Origin of the sequence: Candidatus Sphingomonas phytovorans (genome assembly GCA_029202385.1) — a bacterium.
In the GTDB taxonomy this organism is placed as follows: domain Bacteria; phylum Pseudomonadota; class Alphaproteobacteria; order Sphingomonadales; family Sphingomonadaceae; genus Sphingomonas; species Sphingomonas phytovorans.
Genome location: CP119314.1, coordinates 3,866,711 through 3,892,173 on the forward strand (window position 1 = coordinate 3,866,711; position 25,463 = coordinate 3,892,173).

Annotated in this window: 18 protein-coding genes; 11 read left to right on the forward strand and 7 right to left on the reverse strand. The window is 66.3% G+C overall.

Features of this window, described 5'->3' with window-relative positions; genetic code table 11:
- Positions 1–112: 112 nt before the first annotated feature.
- Positions 113–5,911: an MG2 domain-containing protein gene (locus tag P0Y59_17760; protein ID WEJ98771.1), complete on the reverse strand. Its 5,799-nt coding sequence runs from the start codon at positions 5,909–5,911 to the stop codon at positions 113–115.
- Between the two features lie 188 nt (positions 5,912–6,099).
- On the opposite strand from P0Y59_17760, the gene P0Y59_17765 reads away from it, so the two are divergent.
- Together P0Y59_17765 and P0Y59_17770 are read left to right on the forward strand one after the other, a co-directional pair.
- Positions 6,100–7,014, forward strand: a complete 915-nt coding sequence (locus P0Y59_17765) for a sulfite exporter TauE/SafE family protein (protein ID WEJ98772.1) — start codon at positions 6,100–6,102, stop codon at positions 7,012–7,014.
- Between the two features lie 56 nt (positions 7,015–7,070).
- Complete coding sequence (locus P0Y59_17770) at positions 7,071–7,790, forward strand: TIGR02186 family protein (GenBank protein ID WEK02617.1); 720 nt, start codon at positions 7,071–7,073, stop codon at positions 7,788–7,790.
- Positions 7,791–7,863: 73 nt separating this feature from the next.
- On the opposite strand, the gene P0Y59_17775 is transcribed toward P0Y59_17770, so the two are convergent.
- Complete coding sequence (locus tag P0Y59_17775) at positions 7,864–9,384, reverse strand: serine hydrolase (protein WEJ98773.1); 1,521 nt, start codon at positions 9,382–9,384, stop codon at positions 7,864–7,866.
- Positions 9,385–9,669: 285 nt separating this feature from the next.
- Here P0Y59_17775 and P0Y59_17780 point away from each other — a divergent pair, with 285 nt between their 5' ends.
- Positions 9,670–11,343, forward strand: coding sequence for a DUF87 domain-containing protein (locus P0Y59_17780; GenBank protein WEJ98774.1), 1,674 nt, complete (start codon positions 9,670–9,672; stop codon positions 11,341–11,343).
- Positions 11,344–11,356: 13 nt separating this feature from the next.
- Here the strand turns inward: P0Y59_17780 and P0Y59_17785 are convergent, their stop codons facing one another.
- Positions 11,357–12,169 (reverse strand): DUF2306 domain-containing protein, encoded by an 813-nt coding sequence (locus P0Y59_17785; GenBank protein WEJ98775.1) that lies wholly within the window; start codon positions 12,167–12,169, stop codon positions 11,357–11,359.
- Between the two features lie 83 nt (positions 12,170–12,252).
- Here P0Y59_17785 and P0Y59_17790 point away from each other — a divergent pair, with 83 nt between their 5' ends.
- Positions 12,253–13,266 (forward strand): AraC family transcriptional regulator, encoded by a 1,014-nt coding sequence (locus tag P0Y59_17790; GenBank protein ID WEJ98776.1) that lies wholly within the window; start codon positions 12,253–12,255, stop codon positions 13,264–13,266.
- 32 nt (positions 13,267–13,298) lie between these two features.
- Here P0Y59_17790 and P0Y59_17795 read toward each other — a convergent pair whose 3' ends face one another.
- A complete protein-coding gene (locus P0Y59_17795) occupies positions 13,299–14,768 on the reverse strand; it encodes a M23 family metallopeptidase (GenBank protein ID WEJ98777.1) in 1,470 nt (489 codons plus the stop codon).
- 250 nt (positions 14,769–15,018) lie between these two features.
- On the opposite strand from P0Y59_17795, the gene P0Y59_17800 reads away from it, so the two are divergent.
- The 6 genes from P0Y59_17800 to P0Y59_17825 all read left to right on the forward strand — a co-directional run bounded on the left by P0Y59_17800 (position 15,019) and on the right by P0Y59_17825 (position 20,667).
- Positions 15,019–17,535 carry a helicase-related protein gene (locus P0Y59_17800; protein WEJ98778.1) on the forward strand — a complete coding sequence of 839 codons (2,517 nt, stop codon included), beginning with the start codon at positions 15,019–15,021 and terminating at the stop codon, positions 17,533–17,535.
- Entirely contained in the window at positions 17,528–17,863 is a 336-nt protein-coding gene (locus P0Y59_17805) for a S4 domain-containing protein (GenBank protein WEJ98779.1), read from the forward strand. The genes P0Y59_17800 and P0Y59_17805 overlap by 8 nt, the downstream gene beginning before the upstream one ends.
- A gap of 71 nt (positions 17,864–17,934) precedes the next feature.
- A complete protein-coding gene (locus P0Y59_17810) occupies positions 17,935–18,276 on the forward strand; it encodes a ferredoxin family protein (GenBank protein ID WEJ98780.1) in 342 nt (113 codons plus the stop codon).
- Positions 18,277–18,505: 229 nt separating this feature from the next.
- Positions 18,506–19,039, forward strand: coding sequence for a CarD family transcriptional regulator (locus tag P0Y59_17815; protein ID WEJ98781.1), 534 nt, complete (start codon positions 18,506–18,508; stop codon positions 19,037–19,039).
- Between the two features lie 127 nt (positions 19,040–19,166).
- Positions 19,167–19,916: a DUF2807 domain-containing protein gene (locus P0Y59_17820; GenBank protein ID WEJ98782.1), complete on the forward strand. Its 750-nt coding sequence runs from the start codon at positions 19,167–19,169 to the stop codon at positions 19,914–19,916.
- 40 nt (positions 19,917–19,956) lie between these two features.
- The gene (locus P0Y59_17825; protein ID WEJ98783.1) at positions 19,957–20,667 is read left to right on the forward strand and encodes a DUF2807 domain-containing protein; all 711 of its coding nucleotides are present in this window, start codon (positions 19,957–19,959) and stop codon (positions 20,665–20,667) included.
- A gap of 219 nt (positions 20,668–20,886) precedes the next feature.
- Here the strand turns inward: P0Y59_17825 and P0Y59_17830 are convergent.
- From P0Y59_17830 to mgtE, 3 genes are all read right to left on the reverse strand, one after another.
- Positions 20,887–21,829, reverse strand: a protein-coding gene (locus tag P0Y59_17830) for an IS630 family transposase (protein WEJ98784.1) whose coding sequence is annotated in 2 segments (ribosomal slippage) — positions 20,887–21,492 and positions 21,494–21,829 — 942 coding nt in all. Because the reading frame shifts where the segments join, the coding sequence is not laid out codon by codon here.
- Between the two features lie 1,077 nt (positions 21,830–22,906).
- Positions 22,907–23,311, reverse strand: coding sequence for a DUF1489 domain-containing protein (locus P0Y59_17835; protein WEJ98785.1), 405 nt, complete (start codon positions 23,309–23,311; stop codon positions 22,907–22,909).
- A gap of 24 nt (positions 23,312–23,335) precedes the next feature.
- The gene (mgtE, locus tag P0Y59_17840) at positions 23,336–24,742 is read right to left on the reverse strand and encodes a magnesium transporter (protein ID WEJ98786.1); all 1,407 of its coding nucleotides are present in this window, start codon (positions 24,740–24,742) and stop codon (positions 23,336–23,338) included.
- A gap of 197 nt (positions 24,743–24,939) precedes the next feature.
- On the opposite strand from mgtE, the gene P0Y59_17845 reads away from it, so the two are divergent.
- Positions 24,940–25,395, forward strand: coding sequence for a peptidylprolyl isomerase (locus P0Y59_17845; GenBank protein WEJ98787.1), 456 nt, complete (start codon positions 24,940–24,942; stop codon positions 25,393–25,395).
- Positions 25,396–25,463: the final 68 nt, after the last annotated feature.

Genomic DNA, 25,463 nt, shown 5'->3' on the forward strand with positions numbered 1-25,463 from the left:
CCCACCAGCGGAACAGCAGCGACTCCGCGCGCATCCAGAGCCGCCCGCCAGCCTTCACCGCTTCCGCGCCCGCGGAGAGCAATCTCCCCGGATCAGGCAAGGCAGCGACTCGTCACCGCTGCGCCACCGTCATCGGCGCATTGGGCAGTTGGGCCCGGATCGCTGGCGAATACATCGCCTCGACCCGCGACGGCGGCAGGTTGAACCGGCCGGCGCCGTTGAGGCGAACCAGATAGCTGACCGTCAGCTTGCCCCTGGGGAGCCAGGAGAAGAAGGCGCGCCACGATTCATTGCCGCGCTCGACATAGGCGAGCTGGGCGCCGACCTCGACGTTCCAGAGCTTGCCGTCGCCGTCGAGCGCGACGAAATCGAAGCCGCCGCCATTGCTGCCCTGGTCGGCAAGGATCTTCGACTGGCCGCCGAGATCGCCGATGATGGTGCCACCGGCCGGGATCGGATCGTCGATCACCACCCAGTTGCGTTCCGCAGTCGCCTCTACCGTGATCGTCACCTTCACGACATCACCGCGGGTCAGCACGCCCTTGGTGCGCGCCTGCACCACGTCCATCTTGCGCGACATCCGGTAGCCGGCATTGAGCGGCTTGGTCAGCGGCACCGCCGCCGAGACCGAGACGCTCGCCCAGGGGCCAGCGCCACCCGATTGCGACAGGCGGAGCGGGGTCTGCGCGGCGGGGAGCGGGAAACTCGCCTGGCGCAGATCGACCGAAAGCGGCCATGATTTCGACACGGTGCGGCTGCCCAGCACGAGCGAGGTCGTGCCGGCGATCGCCTCCGCCGGGTAAAGCGTCGCGAACTTGCGCGCGGCGACACTGCCCCAGGCATTGGCCGTTGTCGTATCCCAATGGCCGCGAACCTGGCGCAGCGCGACGCCGACCATCATCTTCGGCGCATCGTCCTGCCAGCCGGGCCGGCCGAGCGTGGCGAGGAGCGCCTTGATCGACGCCTCGTCGCTTGACGACATCAGCCACCAGGCCGAACTCGACGCGTCGGTCAGGTCGAGCCGCGTGCCTTCATAGGCGATGCGCGAGCGGATCACCGCCTCCGCCGCCGCCTTCAGCGCCGGGCCGTTGGCGAGGCCGGGGACCTTGTCGAGCGCCATCAGGTAATCGGCCACGCTCGCGGTCGGCATCTCCTTCGGCGTGATGCTGATCTGGCCGAGCATCGCCGGGGTGGCGACACCGGCCCGCGCCAGCGCGGTGAAGGCGGCGACCTTTTCGAGACGGACATCGCCATAGGTTTCGTGCCGCAGCCGCCCGTCGAGCACTGCCTTCAGCCCTTCGATCATGCGCGTGCGCGATGCCTCGGGGATCGGCAGGCCGGCGTCGGCCGTCAGCGAGAGGACATAGGCGGTCAGGATCTCCGACCCCTGCAGCGTGTCGGACGGCCAGAAGCGCAACAGCCCGTCAGGCGCCTGATAGGTGGGGATAGCCCCCGCCAGCGCGGTCCAGCCAGCTGAATCGCCCAGCGCGACGATGCGCGACAGGCGCTGCTCGAAACAGTCATAGGGATAGGCCGACATGAAGGCCCGGACGCCCGCAAGCGGCGGAGCAAGCGTGTCGTCAAGCCTGATATCCACCGAACCGCGGCCCGGCAGCGCGCCGGCGGGTGGCGCGATGGGGATCGAAGTGTCGGTGCCGACCCGGGCGAGCGTCGCGGCCCATATCTCGACGGGCACGGCCGGGATCACGTCCTGATTGACCGTGAGCTGGTCGACCGCCTTGCCGTTTTCCGCCTTGGCGCTGACATGCCAGCGGAGGTTGGCGATATTGCCCGGCGCGGTGAGGTTCCAGGCCACCGGCGTCGCGCCGCCGGCCGGGATGACCACCGTCAACGGCTTGCCCTCTGCGACGCGCGGAGTGACGTCGACCGTGGCCGTGACCTTCATCGGCTTGTCCGAACCATTGCGCAGCGTGAAGCCGGCCGCGAAATAATCGCCGGTGCGGACGAGCGGCGGCAGGCCGGCGAAGATCGACAGGTCCTGCGCCGTCCTGACACTCGCCATGCCGGTGCCGAACAATTGCGCGCCGTCGGTGGCGATGGCGACAAGCTTGAACGACGACAAAGCGTCGCTCATCACCACCGGAATCCTGGCATGGCCGTTCTGGTCGAGCGCGACCCGGCCCTTCCACAGCAGCACCGGCTGGAAATTCTCGCGGTTGAGCCCCGACATGTCGTTGCCGCCGCCGCCGCCCGCCTCGACCGCCTTGCGGCCGTAATGGCGCTTGCCGACGACCTGCATCTGAGCGGTCGAGGTGAGGACGGAGAGCGAGCGCTCGCCCATCATCGCGGTCAGCACGTCCCAGCTTTCATTGGGGGCGAGCTGCAGGATCGCCTCGTCGACGGCCGCGAAGGCGACGTCGGCAGTGGCCGCGGGCCTGCCGTCGGGGGTCTTCACCTGGACATCGACCTGCGCCGTATCGCGCGCGGCATATTTCTCCCTGTCGGCCTTGACCGCGACCTGGAGCTGATGCGCCTCCCAGCCGACCTTCACCTTGGCCATGCCGAGCCGGTAGGCAGGCTTGGCGAGATCGACGAGAGCGGTCGGCTCCGGCGCGGCAGGCGGACCGCCTGCGAGGCCGAGGCTCTGCGCGATGCCGTGGAGCCAGCTCCAGAAGCCGCCCTGAACGCGACCGCGCACCGCCATGACCGAGACGAACACGTCGGGCGCGTAGGAGCCCGGCATCTTCACCTCGACCACCGGATCAGTGCCCGACAGGGTCGTCACATAGGAGGCAAGCACGCCCTCGCGCTCGACGGTGACCAGGGCGGTCGCCTCGCGGAAAGGCATGCGCACCTGGAAGCGCGCTGTCTCGCCCGCCTTGTAGGCGGTCTTTTCGGGCACGACGTCCATCCGGTCGCCATTGTCGCCGCCGAACCACCAGTCATCGTCGCCGGCGAGCCAGACCGAGCGGGTCGCGCGCGCGACATTGCCGTTGGCGTCAGTCGTGGTCGCGACGGCATAGACCTCGCCCGAGACGCCGGGGTCGGCCTTGCACTGCGCCATGCCGAGCGAGTCGGTTGTCGCGGTGCAGGTACCGGCCAGCTTCTCCGTCTTCATCTGGTTGTCATAGGCATAGAAGCCGCCGATCAGCCGGCGCCGCGCGGTCAGGATCTTGCGGCTGTAGAGCGCGACCGAGATCTTCTGGTTGGCGAGCGGCTTGCCCGAAGTATCGAGCGCGACGAAGCGCAGGCGCAGATCGTCCTGCTTCATCAGCCATCCATCGGTCTTGATGCCGAGCTGCACCGCCGAGGGGAAGATCGGGATTCGGCGCGATGCGGTCAGCACCTCGCCATTCGCATCCTGATAATCCATCTCGACCAGCATGTCGGTCGCGCCGTCCAGGCCCTGCGGCACCTCGATGACCGACTTGGCCGTGCCGTCGCCGCCGAGCGTGGCGGGCAGGGTCTGGGTCGGCGGAAGCGGGGTCTGCTCCTCCTCGCCATCGCCGTTGAGCGGGCGCGTCCCTTCCTGGATCGCGGTGCCGCCGAAGCTGTAGCCGTCATACCCCTCGGGCGTTGAACTCCGCCCGAAATAGCCGACGCGCAGGTCGACCGGCAGGTTGGAGGCACCGCCGCCCGAGAGATAACCGACGAACAGGTCGAGCGGCAGCGTCTTCGGCCTGACCGCTGCTTCCTTCGGCCCGGTCACCGTCGCGCGCATGGTGGGCAGCTTGTAGACGTCGACCTTGAACGACTGGGAGGTGTAGATCGTCTTGTCGCCGACGATCACCTGCAGATCATAATCGCCCATCGGCGCACCCTGCGGCGCGGTCCAGCTCGATTCGCCGATGCCGTTCGCGTCGATCTTGAGCGGCAGGTCGAACTGGGTGTCGGAGCCACGATGCGACAGGCGCAGGACCCCCTCGAGCGCGGGCGCCATGCCGAAGCCGGCACCGATCGAGGTACGCAGGATGTGCTTCATGTTGATCGTCTCGCCCTGGCGGACGAGTGCGCGATCGAACACGGTGTGAAGGATATCGCCCTTGGCCTGATAGCCATAGGGCAAGTCGAAATCATACGGCCGGATGCCGTCGCCCCAGGCAGTCAGGGTGAAGCTGAAATCGTCGCCCTCGCGCGCCGAAACCATCAGCGGATGCGAACTGCCGTTCTCGCAGCTGCCATAGGTCTCCGGCTCGGGCAGGCCCTGCGGCACGAACACGCCGCCGCTGGCGTCGGTAATGCCGCGCGCGAGCAGGCCGCCGGTGCAGCTGTCAGTGATGCGCACCACGGCATTGGCGACCGGCTTGCCCGTGTCGAGATGAGTCACCCAGGCAAGGCTGCGTTCCCGGCCCCATTTGAAATGCACCGCCATGTTGGTGACGAGCGCCGCCGCCGCGACATAGCGCGGCGCCTTGCGGCCGAGCAGCGCCTGGCCGAGCACCGGACTGGCCAGCTCGACCACATAGAATCCGGGCTTACCGAGCGGGATGCCGACCACCTCGAAATCCTTGCCCTTGCCGGGCAAGCCGACCTGCAGCGGCGCACCGCCGGCTCCGGCGAGGATCGATCTGGATCCGGTGTCGTTGACGGTGACCGTCTCGGTGCCCTGCTTGACCTGATGGCTCTCATAGCTGCCCGCCTTGTCGACGGTGCGCAGCCATTCGGCGACCTTGCCGTCCGATCCGTCGACGCGCAGCGACTGGCCGGCGACCGGCACGCTCAGGCCCTGCAGCGATGGCTCGACATTGCGGACGGTGACGGGGAGGACACCCTGCTCCTTCGCCTCGAGGATACCGAAGGGAGCGGCGAACTTCACCAGCGGCGGCGCCTCGTCGAAGCGGACATCGAGCGGGAAACGCTCGGCATTGGCCAGCGTCCGGCCGCTCTCGTCCTTGATCCCGGCGGGCAGGGTCAGCTTCGCGGCGGTCGCGGGCGGCAGCGGCGCGGAGAAGGTGACGTTGCTGATCGTCGCCTTCTTCTGTTCGTCCTTGTCGAACACCGGCGCGATCGCCTTGCCGTCGGCGGTGGTCACGCGGATCTGCTCCGCCATGCTCATCGGAATGGGCGCGGTGAAACGCACATAGGCCTTCTCGACCGGGCTGCACCCGGCCTGGGCATTGACCCGCGAACATTCGAAGCGCGCTGTGAAGGGCTTGCGCACGGTATAGTCGAAGCGCTGTTCAGCACCGGCAAGCTTGCCCCCAGTGCCGGCGATATTCGCGCCCCAGACCAGCGCCATGTCGCGGCCCGGGGGCAGCGGACGGCGGCATTTGAGCGCGGTGACGGCGGCATAAGCCTTTTGCCGATCGGCCGCATCGGCCGGCACCGCCGCCGGGAGGCCGGCATTTTCGAGGAAGCTGCGCACGTTCCAGTTGCCGGTGCCCATCTCGCCGAGCAGCTTTCCCGGCACATCGGCCGCAAGCACGTCGACTGGAATCTTCTCGCCGATCCCGTCCACCGCGCAATAGGCATTGGCGCCGACCGACGCGGCGGTCGCCGGCATGTTAGCGGCAACGAGGAAGACCTGATCCTCCTCGATCTCCCCGTCATATTGCGCCGGCAGGATCGCGCGGGCGACCGGGCCGCCCGCATCGACCTTGAAATCCTGCTGGCCGGTGACGGCATAGCCCGACACGCTCTTCAGCCCGGTCTTGAGCTTGAAGCTACAGGTCGTGCCGCCGGGGAGCGGACCGCTGAAGTCGTAGACATAGGTCTGCGGATCGACCCAGCGCCCTTCGCCATCGACCGCGCAGGTGACGCCGAACGGCGACGGCGCCCGGGGATCGCCGAGCGGGACCATCGGCTGGCTGAACCGCGCGGTGAAGGACCTGATCGAGCCGCCATCGCCGACCCCGGGGGTCGCCATCACCACCTGCGGGCTGTTGTCACCGAGCGCGGCGACGGGCGCGAGCGCCAGTCCGAGCAGTGCCAGACGCAGTGCGAGCTTCATCGAACTCTCCCGGAAAGTCGGCCACACGCTAAGGCCCGATACGGGTTCAAGTCCAGCCGGAAGTGGCCGCCCGACGACGGCAATAACTGGACATCCTTGCCGCGCGTTGCCGCGAACCGCCCGCATCTTGCCGAATTCTCCGCGTCGCGCTTTCCGCGACGCGCCGAACAGGATATCCGCCTTGGTCAATGGACATCTATCTGCCCATCGCCAACCTGTCGGTGAACGCGCTTGTCATCGTCCTGCTCGGCGGGGGTGTCGGGCTGCTCTCCGGCATGTTCGGGGTGGGCGGCGGATTCCTGACCACGCCGCTGCTGATCGTCTATGGCATCCCGCCGACCGTCGCCGCCGCCTCGGCCGCGAGCCAGGTGACCGGCGCGAGCGTCTCCGGCGTGTTCGCGCATATCCGGCGCGGCGGGGTCGATACCAAGATGGGCGGCGTGCTGGTCGCGGGGGGCCTGATCGGCTCGCTGTTCGGCGGCTGGCTGTTCAAGCTGCTCCAGGCGAGCGGCCAGATCGATACGGTGATCGCGATCGTCTATGTGCTGATGCTCGGCTCGATCGGCGGGCTGATGGCGCATGAAAGCTGGACCGCGATCCATGCCAGCCGTACCGGCGCGCCGCCGCGCCCGCGCAAGCGCCGGCACCATCCACTCGTCGCGGCGCTCCCCTTGCGGACACGCTTCTACCGGTCGGGGCTGTACATCTCGCCGCTCGCCCCGCTGCTGCTCGGCTTTTTCGTCGGCATCCTGACCATGCTGCTCGGGATCGGCGGCGGCTTCATCCTGGTACCGGCGATGCTCTATCTGCTCGGCATGACCACCCAGGTCGTGGTCGGCACCTCGTTGTTCCAGACGCTGTTCGTCACCGCGATGGCGACGATGGTCCATGCCACCACCACCAAGGCGGTCGATATCGTGCTGGCGGCGCTGCTGCTGCTCGGGTCGGTCGCGGGCGCTCAGGTCGGCGCGCGCTTCGCCGCCAAGGTGAAGCCGGAATATCTCCGCCTCGCGCTGGCGGTCATCGTGCTGCTCGTCGCCTTCCGCATCGGCCTGGGTCTGGGCTGGCGGCCGGATGAAATCTATTCGGTCGAGCTGTCGTGAAGTGGGTTCTTGCATCGGGAAGGCGGCGCCTCCTTCTTCTGTTCGTCCCGCTCCTGATGGGGCAGTCCAAACCTGTCCTGGTGCCCGACGTCTCCCAGCGCGACATCGAGATCGCCTACAGCTTCACCGGTGCCGAATTGCTGCTGTTCGGCGCGATCCTCTATCCCGGCGGCCGGCTGCCCGATGACGACAAGCCGACCGACATCGTCGTGGTGGTGAAGGGACCGGTCCAGTCGATCCTGGTGCGCGAGAAGGAGAAGGTGGCGGGCATCTGGGTCAACGCAGCGAGGCTGCGCTACCGCTCAGCGCCAAGCTTCTACGCGATCGCCTCGTCGCGGCCGATCGGCAGGCTGGTCGACGGCCGGACCCAGGCGATCTACGAGCTGGGCCTCAACAGCCTGCAATTGTCGCCCGCCAGCAGCGCGCCGACCGCCGAGCAGGATCGTTTCGCGCGCGGGCTGGTCGATCTCAAGCGCCGTTCCGGCCTGTATTACGAGGCACCGGGCGCGGTCGAGATCACCGACGGCGTGCTCTATCGCGCCCGCGTCTCCATCCCGGCGCGCGTGCCGGTCGGCCGCTTCACCGCCGAGACCTTCCTGATCCGCGACGGCCGCGTGCTGGCGGCGGCGACGCGCAATATCGACATCCGCAAATCGGGGTTCGAGCGCTTCGTCGCGCGCTCCGCCGATCGCTGGTCCTTCACCTATGGCCTGACCGCCGTCGCGCTGTCGATCCTGTTCGGCTGGACCGCGGGATGGGTCGCGCGACGGTTCTAGAGTCGTTTTCAGCGTCGCTGAATCGGTGCCAGACCGCCGCGGTTCCAGCGTTGCTGAAACAGACTCCCGCCCCCTATTTGCGCGCGAACCTGTCGCCACCCAGCTCCAGCGCGGTGATCTGTCCCGCCGACCCGAAGGTGAAGCCCACCGGGGTCTGGCCGAAAATGGTCGCCTGGCCGGGGCTGTTCCACAGCGCCTTGAACTTGTCCTTGTCCACATGATCGAGCACCGCCGACTCCACCGGACGCGCGAGCACCAGCTTGCCGTCGGCCACCGTGATCGCGATGTCCCCCAGCATGGCGCTCGAATAGGTGCCGACATAGCGATCGAGCGGCAGGGTGGGGGACGACACCGTTGCCGGCGTCGGGGGCGTCTTTTCGCGCGCGACCCGGGCCGCGTCGTCGCTTGCCTTTTTCAGGACAGCACTGTGATCGGTCACCGGACCGCCCAGAAAAGCGTCGAGCACGCGCATCTCGACGGCGGTGGGCAGCATCGTCCGCAAGCCATTGGTCAGCACGACCACGCCGAGCTTCCTGTCGGGTATCATCGCGACGACGCTCTGCATGCCGTCGATCGCGCCGGTATGCGCGACGACCTTCTGCCCGCGATATTCCTGGATGCCCCAGGCAAGGCCATATTCGCTGAACTTGAAGGTCGCGCTGGCCCCGCCGCGCGGCACGATCTGGCCGGTGTGCATCTCGGCCAGGGTGGCGGGGGCGATCAGCTGCCTGCCCTCGAACATGCCGCCGCCCAGTTGCAGGCGCACCCACTGCGCCATGTCGCGCGCGGTTGAATTGATCACGCCGGCACCGCCGACATTGTCGATCATGCGATAGCCGATCGGCACCATCCTGCCATCGACCAGCACGTGCGGGGTCGCGACATTGGCCAGCCCCTTGAGATCGGTGATGCTGGTGTAGCTTCGGCGCATGCCGAGCGGTTCGAAGATCCGGCTGGCGATGAACCTGTCATAGCTGATGCCGGCGACGGAGGAGACGACCTCACCCGCGACGATGAACATCTCGTTCTGATACTGGAACTGGTTGCGGAAACCGAGCGACTCGGTCTGGAACCGCATCCGCCGGATGATCTCCTTGCGATCGAAGCCGGAGCCGTACCAGAGGTTGCCATTGGTGACCACGCCGGTCCGGTGGGACAGCAGGTCGCGAACCGTGGCGTGGCGGGTGACATAGGGATCGTCCATCTCGAACGACGGCATGTAATCATGCACCGCACCGTCCCAGGCGATCTTCTTTTCGTCGACCAGCATGCCGAGCGCCGCCGCGGTGAATGCCTTGGTCGTCGAGCCGATCGCGAAGACCGTGTCGGCATCGACCGTTCCGGGCTTTCCTTCCTCACGGACACCGAAGCCCCTGGAATAGACGATCTTGTCGTCCTTCACGATCACCACGGACATGCCGGGCACCTGCCAGGTCTGTCGGGCGGTCTCGATATAGGCATCGAGCCCCGCGAGCGCGGCCGGGGTTGCAGGGGCAGCGGATGCTGCGGGTGCCGGGGCTGCAGTCTGCGCCAGGGCCGGGATCGCGGGCGCGATCAGGGCCAATGCCGTTGCGGACAGAACGACATGCTTCATTCGCGCGATCGAGATCATGATGTGCCCTCTCTTTTATGACGCGTATCATTGATGAAACCACGCCTATTTGCAACCCAATGAAGACGCATTTATCCTGATCAGGTTTTTATTTCGATTTCAGATAATATGAGCCACGAGCTGGCAAATGGCTCGAAAGGCTTGCCCCGGACGGAAAGGGATTGGCCCATCGGATATGGCCTACGTATGCGCCCCATGTCCCGGCACACCCAATATTTACCAGTCACTCGGCATAGCTCGGTTCTTGACACCCGGGGGAACCGAGGAATGACCGAAATGCTGGGCAGCAACGCTTTCGAAAGAGCAGCTCCCACAAGTGCCGGAATCTCCCCGCAGGACGCGGCGGGGGGCGGCATCGGCATCGTGCTCGAGATCGCCGGATCGAGCAGCCAGGTGATGCTGGACGCGCGCGCGCTCGACGCCGCCGCGCAGAACAGCGACCCGGTGGCGGCAAGCGCCGGGCAGGTCGGCAGCCAGATCAAGATGCGTGTCGGCAGCACCTGGCTGATCGCCAATATCCGTTCACTGAAGCTCATGGACGGATCAACCGACCGGATCGCCGCGCAGGTCGATTTCCTCGGCGAGGGCGACGAGGAGAAGCTGACCGGCAAGCTCTACAAATTCCGTCGCGGCGTGACGCGCTACCCCACCCCGGGATGCCGCGTGTTCCCCGTGACGACCGCCGACCTGAAGCAGATCTACGCCGCGGACGACCGCGCCAATATCGAGATCGGCACCGTCTATCCGACCCGCGACATCCGCGCCGCGCTGTATGTCGATGCGATGCTGGGCAAGCATTTCGCGCTGCTGGGATCGACCGGCACCGGCAAGTCGACCGCCGCCGCGCTGATCCTTCACCGGATCTGCGAGCTCGCGCCGCAAGGCCATATCGTGATGGTCGATCCGCACGGCGAATATGGCGCCGCGTTCAAGGACAATGGCGCGACCTTCGACGTGTCCAACCTGCAGATGCCGTACTGGCTGATGAATTTCGAGGAGCATTGCGAGGTGTTCGTCACCTCGAGCGGTTCGGAGCATCAGATCGACGCCGACATCCTGGCGAAATGCCTGCTGATGGCGCGCGGCAAGAGCAGGCTGGGGCAGGAAATCTCCAAGCTGACGGTCGACGCGCCGATCCCCTATCTGCTCAGCGACCTGACCAACCTGATCCAGCTCGAAATGGGCAAGATGGACCGGGCCGGCGACACCGCGCCCTATCTTCGGCTCAAGACCAAGATCGAGGAGATCAAGGCCGATCCGCGCTACAGCTTCATGTTCTCCGGCATGCTGGTCGCCGACACGATGGCGGGTTTCATCGAGCGGATCTTCCGCCTGCCGGGCGACGGCAAGCCGATCTCGATCATCGACGTATCGGGCGTGCCGTCCGAAATCACCTCGGTCGTGGTCGCCGTGCTCAGCCGCATGGTGTTCGACTATGCGATCTGGTCACGCGGAGAGGCCCAGCGCCCCATCCTGCTCGTCTGCGAGGAAGCGCATCGCTACATCCCCAACGAACGCAATGCCGACGACAGCTCGGTCGGCCGGATCCTCAGCCGGATCGCCAAGGAGGGCCGCAAATATGGCGTGTCGCTCGGCCTGATCACGCAGCGGCCGTCGGATCTTGCCGAAGGCGTGCTGTCGCAGCTCGGCACGATCATCTCGATGCGCCTGAACAACGATCGCGACCAGGCATTCGTCCGCGCGGCCATGCCGGAAGGCGCGCGCGGCTTCCTCGATTCGATCCCGGCGCTGCGCAACCGCGAGTGCATCATCTGCGGCGAAGGCGTCGCCATCCCGATCCGCGTGTCGTTCGACGGGCTCGAGGAGAACAGGCGCCCCGCATCCGAGGACCCGCTCTTCTCCGAACTGTGGCGCGAAGTCGGCCAGGAAGACCTGATCATCGGGCGCACGCTCAAGCGCTGGCGATCCCAGGGACGCTGATCGCCGGGGCGCCTCAGGTCAGCCGCGGCAGCCACATCCCTATCGCGGCGCCGACGATCCCGATCCCCGTGCCAAGCGTCAGTACCGCCAGCCCGCCCGCCATCGCGTATCGACCGGTCGGCGTCCCGCGATCCTGCGCGCGCAGATAGAGTTCGAGCACGGCGAGCGGCACGAGATAGCAGCCGAATGCCCAGAAACGCACGAACGGCCCGTCGAAATCCTTGCCGATGCCGACCGGGCCCTGGTTGAGCAGAATCCAGCACATCAGCCCGACCCGGAAGAACCATACCCCGCTGACCAGGATGAAGCTGCGCAACGCCCAGCGGCGATGCGCCGCGATCCGGCGCGCCAAGGCCAGGCGCCACGCGGTGACGGCGGCGACCAGGATGAGCACCCCGTTGATGCTGATCCCGACCCACATCGCCAGGCCGCCCGCGGTACCACGGGTCCAGACCATATAGAGTCCGGCAAGGCTGATCACGATCGCGGTGAGGATGTACAGCCGCCCGTTCCAGCGATGGAAGGGCAGGAACCGCGCGCGGATCCACGGCACGAGCTGGAGCGGCCCGCCGATGGTGATGACCGCAGCCAGCAGCAGATGTGCCGCCAGCACGACATTGCCGACGGTACCGCCGGCGACATAGCCGCCGACCAGCACGTCGTTCCACTCGGCAAAGGCGCCCCGTGCCGCGGCCCCGCCGTAGAATGCCGCGATATAGATGACGAACAGCCATTGGCCGGCCAGCGCCGTCAGGAACCAGAACATGCCCGATGCCCGCAAGGCTCTGGCGGCGGTCGCGATCTGCATCGTCTTCGGTTCTTCCATCCTCCGGGCTTTAGTCCGCGCCGGATTCCGGGCACATGACGCGAACGATCAAAAACATGGCTTTGCGTTGCAGGGGGAGAAGCGTGCCCGAACCGACCGTATCAGGGGGGTATGCCCATAATCTGATGCAGTTCGCGGTGGCGAAGGGCGCCAGCGCGACGCTGCTTGCCGAACGATCCGGCATCGTGCCCGACGCGCTGGCCGACCCCGATAGTCGCGTGCCGATGGCCCGCTACGTCGCGCTGATGAAGGCGGCCAAGGAGCTGTGCGACGCGCCCGCCCTGGCGCTCGACCTGGGCGCCGAGAAGGATTTCAAGGAAATCTCGGTCGTCGGACTGATCTGCTATGCCGCGCCGACCATGGGCGCAGCGCTGATGGAGCTGAACCGCTTCAGCCGCCTGACCGCCGAGGTCGATATCCCGGTGAGCGGCGGGCGGTTCCAGCTGACCCCGATCGACGGTGAATTGTGGCTGGTCGACATGCGCAGCGACCCGAACGCCTTTCCCGAAATGACCGAATCGACCTGGTCGCGCTTCATTTCCGAGACCATGCGGCATTTCCCCGACGCAGCCTTTGCCAAGGCGGTGCATGTCACCCATGCGGCACCGGACCATGCCGCCGACTATGAGCGCGTGCTGAAAGTGCCGGTGACGTTCGGCAGCGACAGGAACGCGATCATGATCGACCCATCCTGGCTGTCGATCGAGCTGCACCAGCCGAACCTTTATGTCTTCGGGGTGCTCAGCGAACATGCCGAGCGCCTGCTGAAGAGCCTGGAGAAGGCGACGACGATGCGCGGCCGGGTGGAAAGCCTCGCCATCCCGCTGCTGCACACCGGCGACCTGACCATGGAGGATATCGCGCGGCAGATCGGCATGAGCCGGCAATCGCTCTATCGCCGCCTGAAGGAAGAGGATGTGCGCTTCGAAGCGCTGATCGACGATCTGCGCCGCCGGATGGCGCTGCATTATCTGAGCGGCAGGAAGGCGTCGGTGAACGAAACCGCCTATCTGGTCGGCTTCTCGGACCCGAGTTCCTTTTCAAGGGCGTTCAAGCGCTGGACCGGATCGAGCCCGCGCGGACGCAGAACCGGCTGACCGCGGCGGCGGAAACCTGGCCCGACCGCCGATCAGTGCGCGCCGGGCTTCACCGCCATCAGGCCGGCATAGCGCGCCTTGAACGCGCGCAATGCCTCGCCGGTGAGCTGGGCCATGCTTGAGAAGGACATCGAGCGCGGATTGACCGCGACGCCGTTCTTCCACACCTCCCAATGAAGGTGCGGGCCGGTCGACAGGCCGGTCGAGCCGACATAGCCGATGACCTGGCCGGCCGAGACGCGCGTACCGGTATGCACCGCGATTCGGCTCATATGGCCATAGCCGGTACCGATACCGCCGCCATGCGCGAGCTTCACGAAATTGCCATAGCCGGCGTTGCGCCCGGCAAAGGCGACGACGCCACCCATCGCGGCATGGATCGGCGAACCATAGGGCGCACCGATATCGAGCCCCTTGTGCATCCGGGTGAAGCCGAGCAGCGGGTGACGGCGCAAGCCGAAAGTCGAGGTGATATGGCCGGCGACGGGCATGCCCATCGTCCCGTGCCGTTCATACTGGCCCGACGCCTCATACCATTGGCCGTCATTCCATTTGAGGAGCTGGGTCTTCTTGCGGCCCTGGTCGAGGCCAGCGAACATCAGGTTGCCGATCTGGACTTCGCCGGTCGCGGCGCGAGCCTGTTCGACGATGATGTCAAAGGTGTCGCCGGCACCGACGTCGCGGCCGACCGACAGGCGCGTCGCCATTGCCTTGATGTAGGATTCGACGATCTTGGCGGGAACGCCTGCAGCCCTGGCCGAGCGGTAGAGGCTTCGGCCGGCCAGGCCCTGGAAGCGGGCGGGCGTATGATCGATCACGATCGGATGGCGCGCCAGGGCGAGCGCGCCGTTCACGCGCGACACGCTGAGGTTGAGATCGAAGCGCGCGCGGAAGGACAGGAGATCGAGCGGACGGGCGACATTGCGGTTCGGGCGTCGCCCGAGCGTCATGTCGATCGGCGTGCCGGGCTTGATATCGCCAAGGCCGACCGCGCCCGAGACGAGCCGGGCGGTGGCGGTGGCGTCACCTTCCGAAACACCCGCGCGCTGCAGGACGCGGGTGAAGCTGTCGCCATTGCCGAACAGGGTGGTGATATCGACGATCGGGCGTTCGGGCGTCTGGCTGAGCGGCGCGACAAGGTCATTCGCCGCCATATGGCGCCCGGTATCGGCACCCCAGGCAAGCGGCGCGATCGACTGGGCGCGCGCCTCGTCCCAGGCATCGCCGTCGAGCGCGGCCGGCGCGGCGCCGATGATCTTCGTGTCGAAGCCCGGGGCGAGCATCCAGCCGGCGGTGCAGAGCGCGGCGCAGGTCGCGGCACCCCGCCACCAGTCGAGCGAGCCGATCTGCGATCCGAGATCGGGTGCCCAGTCGATACGGGCGATCGCGTCGCGCAGCCGCTCGAGCGTGCTCGGCTCCGCCATCGGCACGATGGCCCGGCCGAACGACAGGGTAGCGGTACCCCCCGCCTGATCTGAGCCATGATCGCTGCGCAAGAACAAAGGCTGTCCGCCCCCAGATCGCGGCGCCGTCTGAAAAAAAGAACCCCCCGGCGCGAGGTCGTATGACTGTGGCGACATTCTCCTAAAGTCAAATTAAGGAATGTCCCGGGGCGGGGCCCGCGCGGCGAAGCGTGGCGGCCCTGCGACAAGGGGTTATCAACCGAATCCGCCAGCTATTCGATATGGTTAGCGTTGTTTTTGACGCTGGCAGGTTGCGCAGGGGCGATTGGCACGCGATGTTGCCTTCACGATGAGTCGCGACACCGAACGTCCGGTCACCGCTGTGCTGGGCCCGACCAATACCGGCAAGACCCATTTGGCGGTCGAACGGCTGTGCGGCCATTCGAGCGGCATGATCGGCTTTCCGCTGCGCCTGCTGGCGCGCGAGGTCTATGACCGGGTGGTCAGGATCAAGGGCGCGAACCAGGTCGCGCTGATCACCGGCGAGGAGAAGATCGTCCCGAAGGACGCGCGCTGGTTCCTATGTACCGCTGAATCGATGCCACTGGATCGCGACCTGGCCTTTGTCGGGATCGACGAGGCGCAACTCGGCGCCGATCCCGAGCGCGGCCATGTCTTCACTGACCGGATCCTCCGCGCGCGGGGCCGTGAGGAGACGATGATCCTCGGATCGGAAGCGCTCCGGCCGATGCTCAAGGCGCTGGTGCCGGGGATCGACATCCTCAACCGGCCGCGTTTCTCGACGCTCAGCTATGCCGGCGCGCGAAAGATCTCCCGGCTGCCCAAGCGCTCCGCCATCGTCGCCTTCTCGGCCGAGGAGGTCTATGCCGTGGCCGAGATGCTGCGGCGCCTGCGCGGCGGCGCCGCAGTGGTGATGGGCGCGCTGTCCCCGCGCACGCGCAACGCCCAGGTCGCGATGTTCCAGGCCGGCGAGGTCGACTATCTGGTCGCGACCGACGCGATCGGCATGGGCCTCAACATGGATGTGGCGCATGTCGCCTTCGCCAGTCTCGACAAGTTCGACGGCCATCGCCAGCGCCGGCTGACCGTGGCGGAGATGGCGCAGATCGCCGGCCGCGCGGGACGGCACCAGCGCGACGGGACGTTCGGCGCGCTGGTCGAGGAAGGGCCGGGCGCCTTTACGCCGGAGGAAGTGCTGGCGATCGAGGAGCATCGCTTCCCGGGGCTCGACTTCCTCTACTGGCGCGACGGCGACCCCGACATGGCGAGCATCGACGCGCTCGTCGCCAGCCTGGAGGCTCGGCCTGCCGAGCGGGTGCTGCGCGCAGCGCCGCAGGCGACCGACCTCGCCGTGCTCAAGCGGCTGGCCGAGGAGGACTGGGTGCGCGACCGTGTGCGCTCCCCGGCGATGGTCAGGCGGCTATGGGCGGCGGCGGGACTGCCCGATTTCCGCAAGCTCGGCGTCGATCCGCATGCCCGCTTCGCCGGACGGGTGTTCGGGCATCTCAGCGAGGGACATGGCCATATCCCGCACACCTGGTTCGCGGAGGAGATCGCGCAGCTCGACAATGTCGCGGGCGATGTCGAGACGCTGGCCGGGCGGATCGCGGCGGCGCGGAGCTGGGCGTATATCGCCAACCGGCCCGACTGGCTGGCCGACCCCGTCCATTGGGCCGGCCGGGCGGCAGCGGTCGAGGAACGGCTGTCCGACGCGCTGCACCTCAGCCTGACCCAGCGGTTCGTCGACAAGCGGACGACGATGCTGCTGCGCCAGATCGGCGCCGACAAGGGCGCCCTGCCGGTGACGATCGGGCCCGAAGGCGAGGTGATGGTCGAGGAGCATGCGATCGGGCGGCTCGACGGCTTCCGCTTCACCGTCGCCGCCGACGCGCGGCATGCCGACAAGAGGCTGCTGCTCGCCGCGGCCGAACGCCGCCTGGGCGACGAGCGGGCGCGGCGGGGCGAAGCGCTGGCTGCCGCCGCCGATACGGCGCTGGCGATCGACGACAATGGACCGCCGGCAATTCTGTGGAACGGGCTGAAAGTCGCCGGACTGGCGACCGGACCGTCACTCGCCCGGCCGCGCCTGACGCTGGACCGTGCGCTCGACTGCCTCGAACGCGGGTTGCAGGCCAGGGTGCGGGCCCGGCTTGAGGACTGGATAGCCGGCCAGATAGAGCGGCGCCTGCCCGGGCTGGTCGCGCTCGATACAGCGCAGCGCGATCCTTCGGCGACGCCGCCGCTCCGCGCCGTGGCCGCCGCCCTGGTCGGGGCGGGCGGGATCGTCGCGCGGGGCGGGATCGACGCCGCGGTGGATTCGCTCGACGCGGTGGCCCGCAAGAGGCTGCGCGCGGTCGGCGTGACGATCGGGGCGCTCGACCTGTTCGACCAGCGGCTGCTCAAGCCCGGCCCGGCGCGATGGCGGCGGATGCTGATCGCGGCGCAGGCGGCACGCGCACCGGGGGCAGCACCGCCCGATGGCGCGACGGTGCTCGCCCGCGGCGCCCCGGGCGCGACGCTCGCCGACGGCTTTCGCCCACTCGGCAACCAGGCGGTACGGGTCGATCTGGCCGAGCGGATCGCCCGGGCCGCGCATGAGGCGCGCGCCGGGCGGAAGCCCTTCGCCCCCGACCCTGCGCTCGCCACCTCGATCGGCGTGACGCCCGAAACGCTCGCGCGGCTGATGGCGGCGCTTGGTTTCCGCATGGCCCCGGCACGGGAAGAACCGGTACAGGCAGGGGCGCCGCGCTGGGTATGGCGGGGACTCACCCGTGCCAAGGTGGCGCCGCCGCCACGCGACAATGCCTTTGCGGCGCTGGCGGGGCTTCGCTCGACGCATGGCTAGTATCGGGGCTAGCGTCGGGACTAGCATCGGGGCTGGCGGCCAGACGATGCGGCTCGACCGGTTCCTCTGGTTCGCGCGGCTCGCAAAAACGCGCAGCGCCGCCCAGAAGATCGCCGGCGAGGGCCGGCTCCGGCTCGACGGGCGTGCGATCGACCGCGCCCATGCAAGCGTTCGCATCGGCAGCGTGCTGGCCTTTGTCCAGGGCGACAGGGTACGCGCGATCCGGGTGGAGGCGCTGCCGCCACGGCGGGGCCCCGCACCCGAGGCACGCGCCTGCTACACCGACCTCGTCATTGAGAACGTCTCGCATCAGGCTTCGGGCGATTGACGACGGCGGCGACGGGGCATAGCAGACGGGCGTTTCGTCGGACCCGTGTGTTCCGAGCTGGGGAGTTTGCAATGACCTACGTCGTCACCGATGCCTGCATTCGCTGCAAGTACATGGACTGCGTCGAGGTTTGTCCGGTCGATTGCTTCTATGAAGGCGAGAACATGCTGGTGATCAACCCCAGCGAATGCATCGATTGCGGCGTATGCGAGCCCGAATGCCCGGCCGAGGCGATCCTGCCCGATACCGAGAGCGGCCTGGAAAAATGGCTCGAGCTGAACAACAGCTTCTCGTCGCAATGGCCCAATGTGACACGCAAGGCAGACCAGACTCCCGCCGACGCCGACGAGCATAAGGGCGAAGAAGGCAAGTACGACAAATACTTCTCGCCGGAGGCCGGCAAGGGCGACTGATCAGCGGCTCTTTTCGTCGCATCCATACTATTTTTCGCACGCACGGCCCGGAACGGGCCTAGTGCGGCTGGTAATTTTATTACGACTCTGCTACATGAGGTAGGACGGAGGCGCGGATTCGCGTCATCCGGCTGGAGACGTTTAAATCAACACCCCCTTATCGCGCGCACGCAGCAACGCTGCTGACGCGCACCCTCAGGGGAACCAGTCCACGGAAAGGCTCAACGGAATGGCTGCCAAGGCGCTGTCCTTCGACGTCGGCGATTATGTCGTTTACCCCAAGCACGGCGTTGGCCGTGTCATCGAGCTGCAGCGGCAGGAAATCGCCGGCATGCAACTCGAACTCTATGTTCTCCGCTTCGAGAAGGAGCGCATGACGCTCCGCGTACCGACCAACAAGGCCGAGAGCGTCGGCATGCGCAAGCTGTCATCCGACAAGACGCTGCGCGAGGCGCTCGACACGCTGACCGGCAAGCCGCGCGTGAAGCGCACCATGTGGTCGCGCCGCGCCCAGGAATATGAAGCGAAGATCAATTCGGGCGACCTGGTGTCGATCGCCGAAGTGGTCCGCGACCTGTTCCGCGCCGACGACCAGCCCGAGCAGAGCTATTCGGAGCGCCAGATCTTCGAAGCGGCAACCAGCCGCCTCGCGCGCGAACTCGCCGCGATGGAGCAGGTCGACGAACCGACGGCTCAGGAAAAGATCCTGGAGATCCTGCGCAAGGCCGCGGCGATCCACAACAAGGACAAGACGCCCGCCTGATCGCGGCGTCCGATCCGGAACCAGCAAGAGGGGCGGCCGGCAACGGCCGCCCCTTTTTCGTTGACCCTTTTCATTTGCGCACGCTTTATGGGTGTGTTATTCAAACAATACACACACGGAGGATATCATGCGTCTCATTGCCCTGATCGCGGCCCTGCCGCTGACCGCCATTCCACTGGCGGCCTGCTCGTTCACATCGGGCGGCAATGATTCCAAGCCCGGCGTCACCGGATCGGGCAGCGGCACCACGCGCAGTTATTCAGTGGCCAATTTCACCGGAGTCGCACTACGCGGATCCGACGATGTCGACGTGCGCGTCGGCACCGGTTTCTCCGTGCGCGCCGAAGGGCCTTCGGAGGAACTCGATCGACTCAAGATCGAAAAAGTCGGCGACACGCTTCGGATCGGCCGGATCAACCGCGACGGCTTCAATTGGGGCGGCAGCCACAAGGGCGTGAAGGTCTTCGTGACCATGCCACGCATCGCCGAAGCGAGCATTGCCGGTTCCGGCAACCTGGCGGTCGACCGGGTCGAGGGCCAGAGCTTCAGCGGCTCAAGCGCCGGATCGGGCAATCTCGATGTAGCAGCGGTCAACGTCGAGACCGGCAAATTCTCGATCGCCGGATCGGGCAGCATGAAGCTGAAAGGCAACGCCAGGAAGCTGACGATCGACGTCACCGGATCGGGCGATGTCGACGCGCCGGGACTGACCGCCCAGGGCGCCGAGGTATCGGTCGCCGGATCAGGCAGCGTGCGCGCCGCCGTGAAGGGCGGCGCGGCGGTATCGGTCGTTGGGTCGGGCGATGTCGATCTTGGGCCGGGAGCCCGCTGCGCAACCTCCAAGAAGGGGTCCGGCGAGGTGAAATGCGGTAGCTGAGCCTCTTGCCTGAAACCGCGATTGGGCCGATGCCGGGCGGATGATCCGTCATCTGTCCGCGCTGGCCCTGCTGCTTCTGCCGATGTCGGCGGGCGCGGCAAACCGAGTCTATGCGATCGGCAGCTTCGACCGAGTCCGCGTTGACGGGCCGTTCGAGGTCAAGCTTATGACGGGCAAGTCGCCGGGTGCGCGCGCCGATGGTGACACCCGGGCGGTCGATACGCTCGATGTCCGCGTCGAAGGGACAACCCTGATCGTCCGGGCCAGCGCGAACGGCTGGGGCGAACAATCAGGCGGGAGGAGCGTGAGCGCACCGGTGATCAGCATCTCGACGCTGGCCATCCGCAGTGCGACCCTTATCGGCGGCGGCAGGCTGAGCGTCGCCGGCGCGGTCAAGGGCCAGCGGATCGACCTGCAGGTGACGGGCAGCGGCACGCTCGACGCGGCAGCGCTCGATGCCGATCAACTCAACGCCACCCTGGTCGGATCGGGCGGCATCAAGCTTGGCGGACGGGCGGCCAAGGTCCGGCTGATGACCAATGGGACGGGCGGGATCGACGCCGTACCGCTGAGGGCAGACGATCTCATCCTGCTGCTCGACGGCCCCGGTGAAATACGCGCGACCGCCCGTTTCACCGCCAACGTCACCTCGACCGGCCTGGGATCGGTTACCGTCTATGGCAAGCCGGCCTGCACGGTGAAGGCGATCGCGGGCGGCCCGGTGAGTTGCGGCAAGCAGGCCGCCCCCTAGGCCGAATCGACAGTCACGTTATCGGGACGATGGCAGCGAAGAGAAGGGTTCGCGCGGAGGGCGCCGAGACCGCGGAGTTCATTCCCGGACTCGATCGCCATCCACCCGCAAGCAGCCTATTTGTGAATGTGTTTGTCATCGCAAACCGCCCATGCGGCTGACCGGACCTTCTCAGCGTCCTCCGCGCCTCTGCGCGAACCATCTTAGAGTCTGATGACGTTACGTTGACGTGTATCCTGAGTTGACGAGGTAGTTGCGGCATTCTGCGGGGCTGAAGGCGTCGAGGAGAGTGCCGATACGTCGCCATGTTGCCTCATGTGTTCGCTCGGCGGCTTTGCGCATGAGATGCTTGAGCTTGGCGAAGACCTGCTCGATCGGGTTCAGATCCGGCGAGTATGGCGGGAGGAACAAGAGGCGGGCGCCTGCGGCGCGGATTGCCTTTCGAACAGCCGGCTGTTTGTGGCTGCTCAGATTGTCCATGATGACGACATCGCCGGGCGAGAGTGTGGGCAAGAGGCACTGCTCGACATAATCGGTGAAGCTCTGGCCGTTGACGGGCTGATCGAGCACGCAGGGCGCATCGATCCTGTCGCAGCGAAGGGCCGCCAGGAAGGTCATGGTTCGCCAATGTCCATAAGGCACCTTGGCATGAAGCCGCTGCCCCTTGGGAGCCCAGCCCCTGAGCGGTGCCATGTTGGTTTTCGCCCAGGTCTCGTCGATGAAGACGAGCCGGGTGGGGTCAAGCCGGCCCTGATACTTCTTCCACTGCTCGCGCCGCCTGGCGATCTTCGGCCTGAGTTGCTCGGCCGGCAGTACGCTTTTTTTTGAAGCTCAACCCCTCGGCATGGACGAAGCGCCAGACCTGAACATAATCGACCTGAACCCCGCGCTCGGCGAGTTCGGCCACGAGGCCGCGCAGCGTGAAGTCGGTGGCGGCTCTCTCCAGGAGCCAGTCGCGGTTGGCGCCCGACAGGATACCCACACGATGGCCGCCCATCTGTCCCGGCGCCACGCTGCCTGTCTCACGCACGCGTTGAACCCATTTGATCGCCGAACTCGGGGCCACGCCAAAACGCGCCGCTGCCGCGGGGCGCGTCATCCCTTCCTCTATCACCGCTGATACCACCCGCTTCCGCAGGTCCATCGAATAAGGTCGTGCCATGCCTGCTGGCCTCCAAATCCCAGCAAGCATCTTGAATCAGAAAAATACCCAAAACGGAATCCACAAAGATTCAGTCTCACGTCATCCCGCTCTAGATCGTCGGATCCGTTCGCCCCGAGTAGCTGTCGAGCGTGTCGAGATGGCGTATCGAGGGGCAGCTGTTCCGCACTTCAATTGTACCTCGATACGAGCTCTCGATACGGCTGCGCCTACTCGATCTCTACTCGGCACGAACGGGGAGGTGGTTCTGATTTAGCGCTCGATGCACCAGCGCCGCCGACGGGCCAGTTCCGAATGTCGATCCGACCCAGGACGCGCACCCTAAATCAAGCCCAGCCCGGCAGCTTGCCCATCAGCGCGGGCGGCATCTGATCGCCCACCGCCATGTCGCCGTCGAGATCGGCCGGCGCGGCACCGAAACTTTTTAGGGATTCACCACTATATACAACACGGTCTCACTTCCTGAATCAACCGAACAAGTTCCTGTTCCAGCAATATAAACCGGTCTACCCGTCGCAAAAGCGGTAAGGATATTCGCTTGGGTTGCTTGCCCCCCGGCCGTACTGACATCGACAGCCCATCGACCCAGATATGCACAGGATGGCGCTGAGGTTCGCGCGCCATTTTGAGAAAATATAAACTGCCCCGCTGGGAATGATATGGTTTGCGTAATTAATCCAGCACTTGCCGTTCCCGCTGATGCGGGCTGCGCAAACAGCATCAATGTACAAATTGAAAAATATTTAGCCCTGCGTCCCACGGAATCCCCCCTGAACTTGGCTGCGAGCAATCAACCTGGCCCGGAAGCCGGAATCGATCCGTACGACCCGACAGGCAGCGGGCTTATCGCCACATGGCCGACCGAGAACGTCGCACAGCAACACCGGCAATGCCCGTTTCGCCTATGCGATGGATAGCGGCTCGGCATATAGAAGAAGCAGCGAAAACTGGGGGGATCTCGTCAGCATCGTCCATGCTTTGTGACAATACGGGTCCGGTTCGCGCTTGTCAGATATATTGGACTGCCAAGCATATCAGGGCGACATCCATATCTCCCCAACCCATCGGAAGGCCAATCTAGATCAGCCCAAGCCCCGCGAGCTTGCCCATCAGTGCCGCCGGCATCTGATCGCCCACCACCATGTCGCCGTCGAGATCGGCGGGCGCATCCGCATCTTCGAGATAGCGCCAGCCCTGGTGCGCACGTTTGGGCCTTGCCTGGGTGAGGATCAGCTTCGGATCGATATGGATTGCCACCCGGCCGCCCTCCGCCTCACCGAATCGCAGGATCGGCGAGCGCGCGATGAGCTGATGCTTGATGATCCAGAACAGCGACCCCTGCCCTGCAATCTCCTCGTGACGCTTGGGAAGATAGCGCGTGGTCAGGAACACCGGCCCGGCCTCGGCACGGAGAAGCAGCCGTTCGGCGAGATGGTCGACGCCGGTGGCGCCGAACGCAACCTTGGTAATATGCAGTGCCATTTCAGCGATCTGGGAAGCCGGGGGTCAGCCGCCAAGGCCCCATAAGGTGGCGAGGCCGAGGAACGAGAAGAATCCCATCACGTCAGTCATCATCGTCACGAATACCGCCGACGACACGGCTGGATCGACCCCGGCGCGTTCGAGGCCGACCGGCACCAGCACGCCCGACAGGCCGGCGATCACGTTGTTGATGACCATCGCCATCGCAATGACGATGGCGAGATCGCCATTGCCGAAGACGAGATAGGTGCCGAGCCCGATCAGCAGGCCGAGCATCGAGCCGTTGGCCGCCGCGATGCTGAATTCCCGGAAGATCATACGCCGCGTGTTGGAACTGGTCAGCTGGTTGGTGGCGAGCGCGCGCACCACCACCGCGAGCGTCTGGGTCCCGGCATTGCCGCCCATCCCGGAAACGATCGGCATCAGCACCGCGAGCAGGGCGAAGCGCCCGATCTCGCCCTGGAACAACCCGACCACCGAAGCGGCAAGCATCGCCGTGCCGAGATTGACGATCAGCCAGGTGATCCGCGTCCGCACGGTCAGCCGGATCGGCTCGTTGATGTCGCCCTCACCCGCGCCGGACAGGCGCAGGATATCCTCGCCAGCCTCTTCGGAGATGATGTGGACGATGTCGTCGACGGTGATCATGCCGACCAGCCGCCCGCCCGAATCGACCACCGCCGCCGAGATCAGCGCGTATTTCTGGAAACGGAGCGCGACTTCCTCCTGGTCCATGTCGACCGGGACGAGCGTCTGCTCCCGCTTCATCACGTCGCCGATCGACACGGTGCGCGGCGCGCGCAGGATCCAGGAGAGCTGGCAGGTGCCGACCGGCTTGTGAGACGGGCCGACCACGAAGATCTCCCAGAAATCGGTCGTCAGTTCCTCATGGCCGCGCAGATAGTCGAGCGCGTCGCCGACGCTCCAATGTTCCGGCACCGCGATCAGCTCGCGCTGCATCAAGCGGCCGGCGGATTCCTCCGGATAGGACAGCGCCTCCTCGATCGCGGCGCGGTCGTCCGGATCGAGCGCGCGGAGCACGGCCTTCTGGTCGTCCTCCTCCATGTCCTCGATGATCGCAACGGCGTCGTCGGTATCGAGCTCCGAGGCGATATCCGCGACTTCGTGCGGTTCGAGCGCGTCGATCAGGTCCTCGCGGACATAATCGTTCATCTCGGCGAACACGTCAGCGTCGAGCAGGTCGGTGATCGCCTTGGCGAGATCCGCGCGTTCTTCGTGCGGGGTCAGCTCGAACAGGTCGGCGATGTCGGCCGGGTGGAGCGGCTCGACCAGCGCGCGTGCAGCCTCGGTATCGCCGGCATCGACCGCATCGAGCACGGCACGGACGAATTCGGGCTTCAGCCGGTCGTCCTCGTCGAGCTGGCCGGTCTCGGCTTCATCCTCGGCGTGGCTCAGTTCGGTCTCGTTCATCCTGACCTCCCATAGCCGTACGACGCCAGCCTCTAACCTCCCGCGCGGCCAAAGCCAAATCGCCATGACAGCATTTGCGATGCGATCGAAAACCGCCGCATCGACTGGCCGGCCCATGGCCATTCGGCGTTCCCTGCCATTGCGGATATCGAAGACGGTCCCTAGGTGCGGGGACCTTATTTCTTCAGGAGCCCGACATGGCCGATTCCCCCGAAACCCTGACTCTGACGCTCGACGGCGGCGACGTGACGATCAAGCTGCGCCCCGACCTGGCGCCGCAGCATGTCGCGCGCATCGTCGAGCTGGCCAATGACGGCTTCTATGACGGCGTCGTCTTCCACCGCGTGATCCCCGGCTTCATGGCCCAGGGCGGCGACCCCACCGGCACCGGCATGTCCGGCTCCGACAAGCCGAACCTGCCCGCTGAATTCTCGAAGGAGCCGCATGTCCGCGGTGTCTGCTCGATGGCGCGCGCGCAGAGCCCGAACAGCGCGAACAGCCAGTTCTTCATCTGCTTCGACGATGCGCGCTTCCTCGACGGCCAGTACACCGTCTGGGGCGAAGTGACGTCCGGCATGGACCATGTCGACGCGCTGCCCAAGGGCGAGCCGCCGCGCGAGCCGGGCAAGATCGTCAAGGCACGAGCTGCCTGAACCTGATTCTCTCCCCTTCAGGGGAGCCGTAAGGGGGTGGGGGAACGTCTGGATTAGTCCCCCACCCC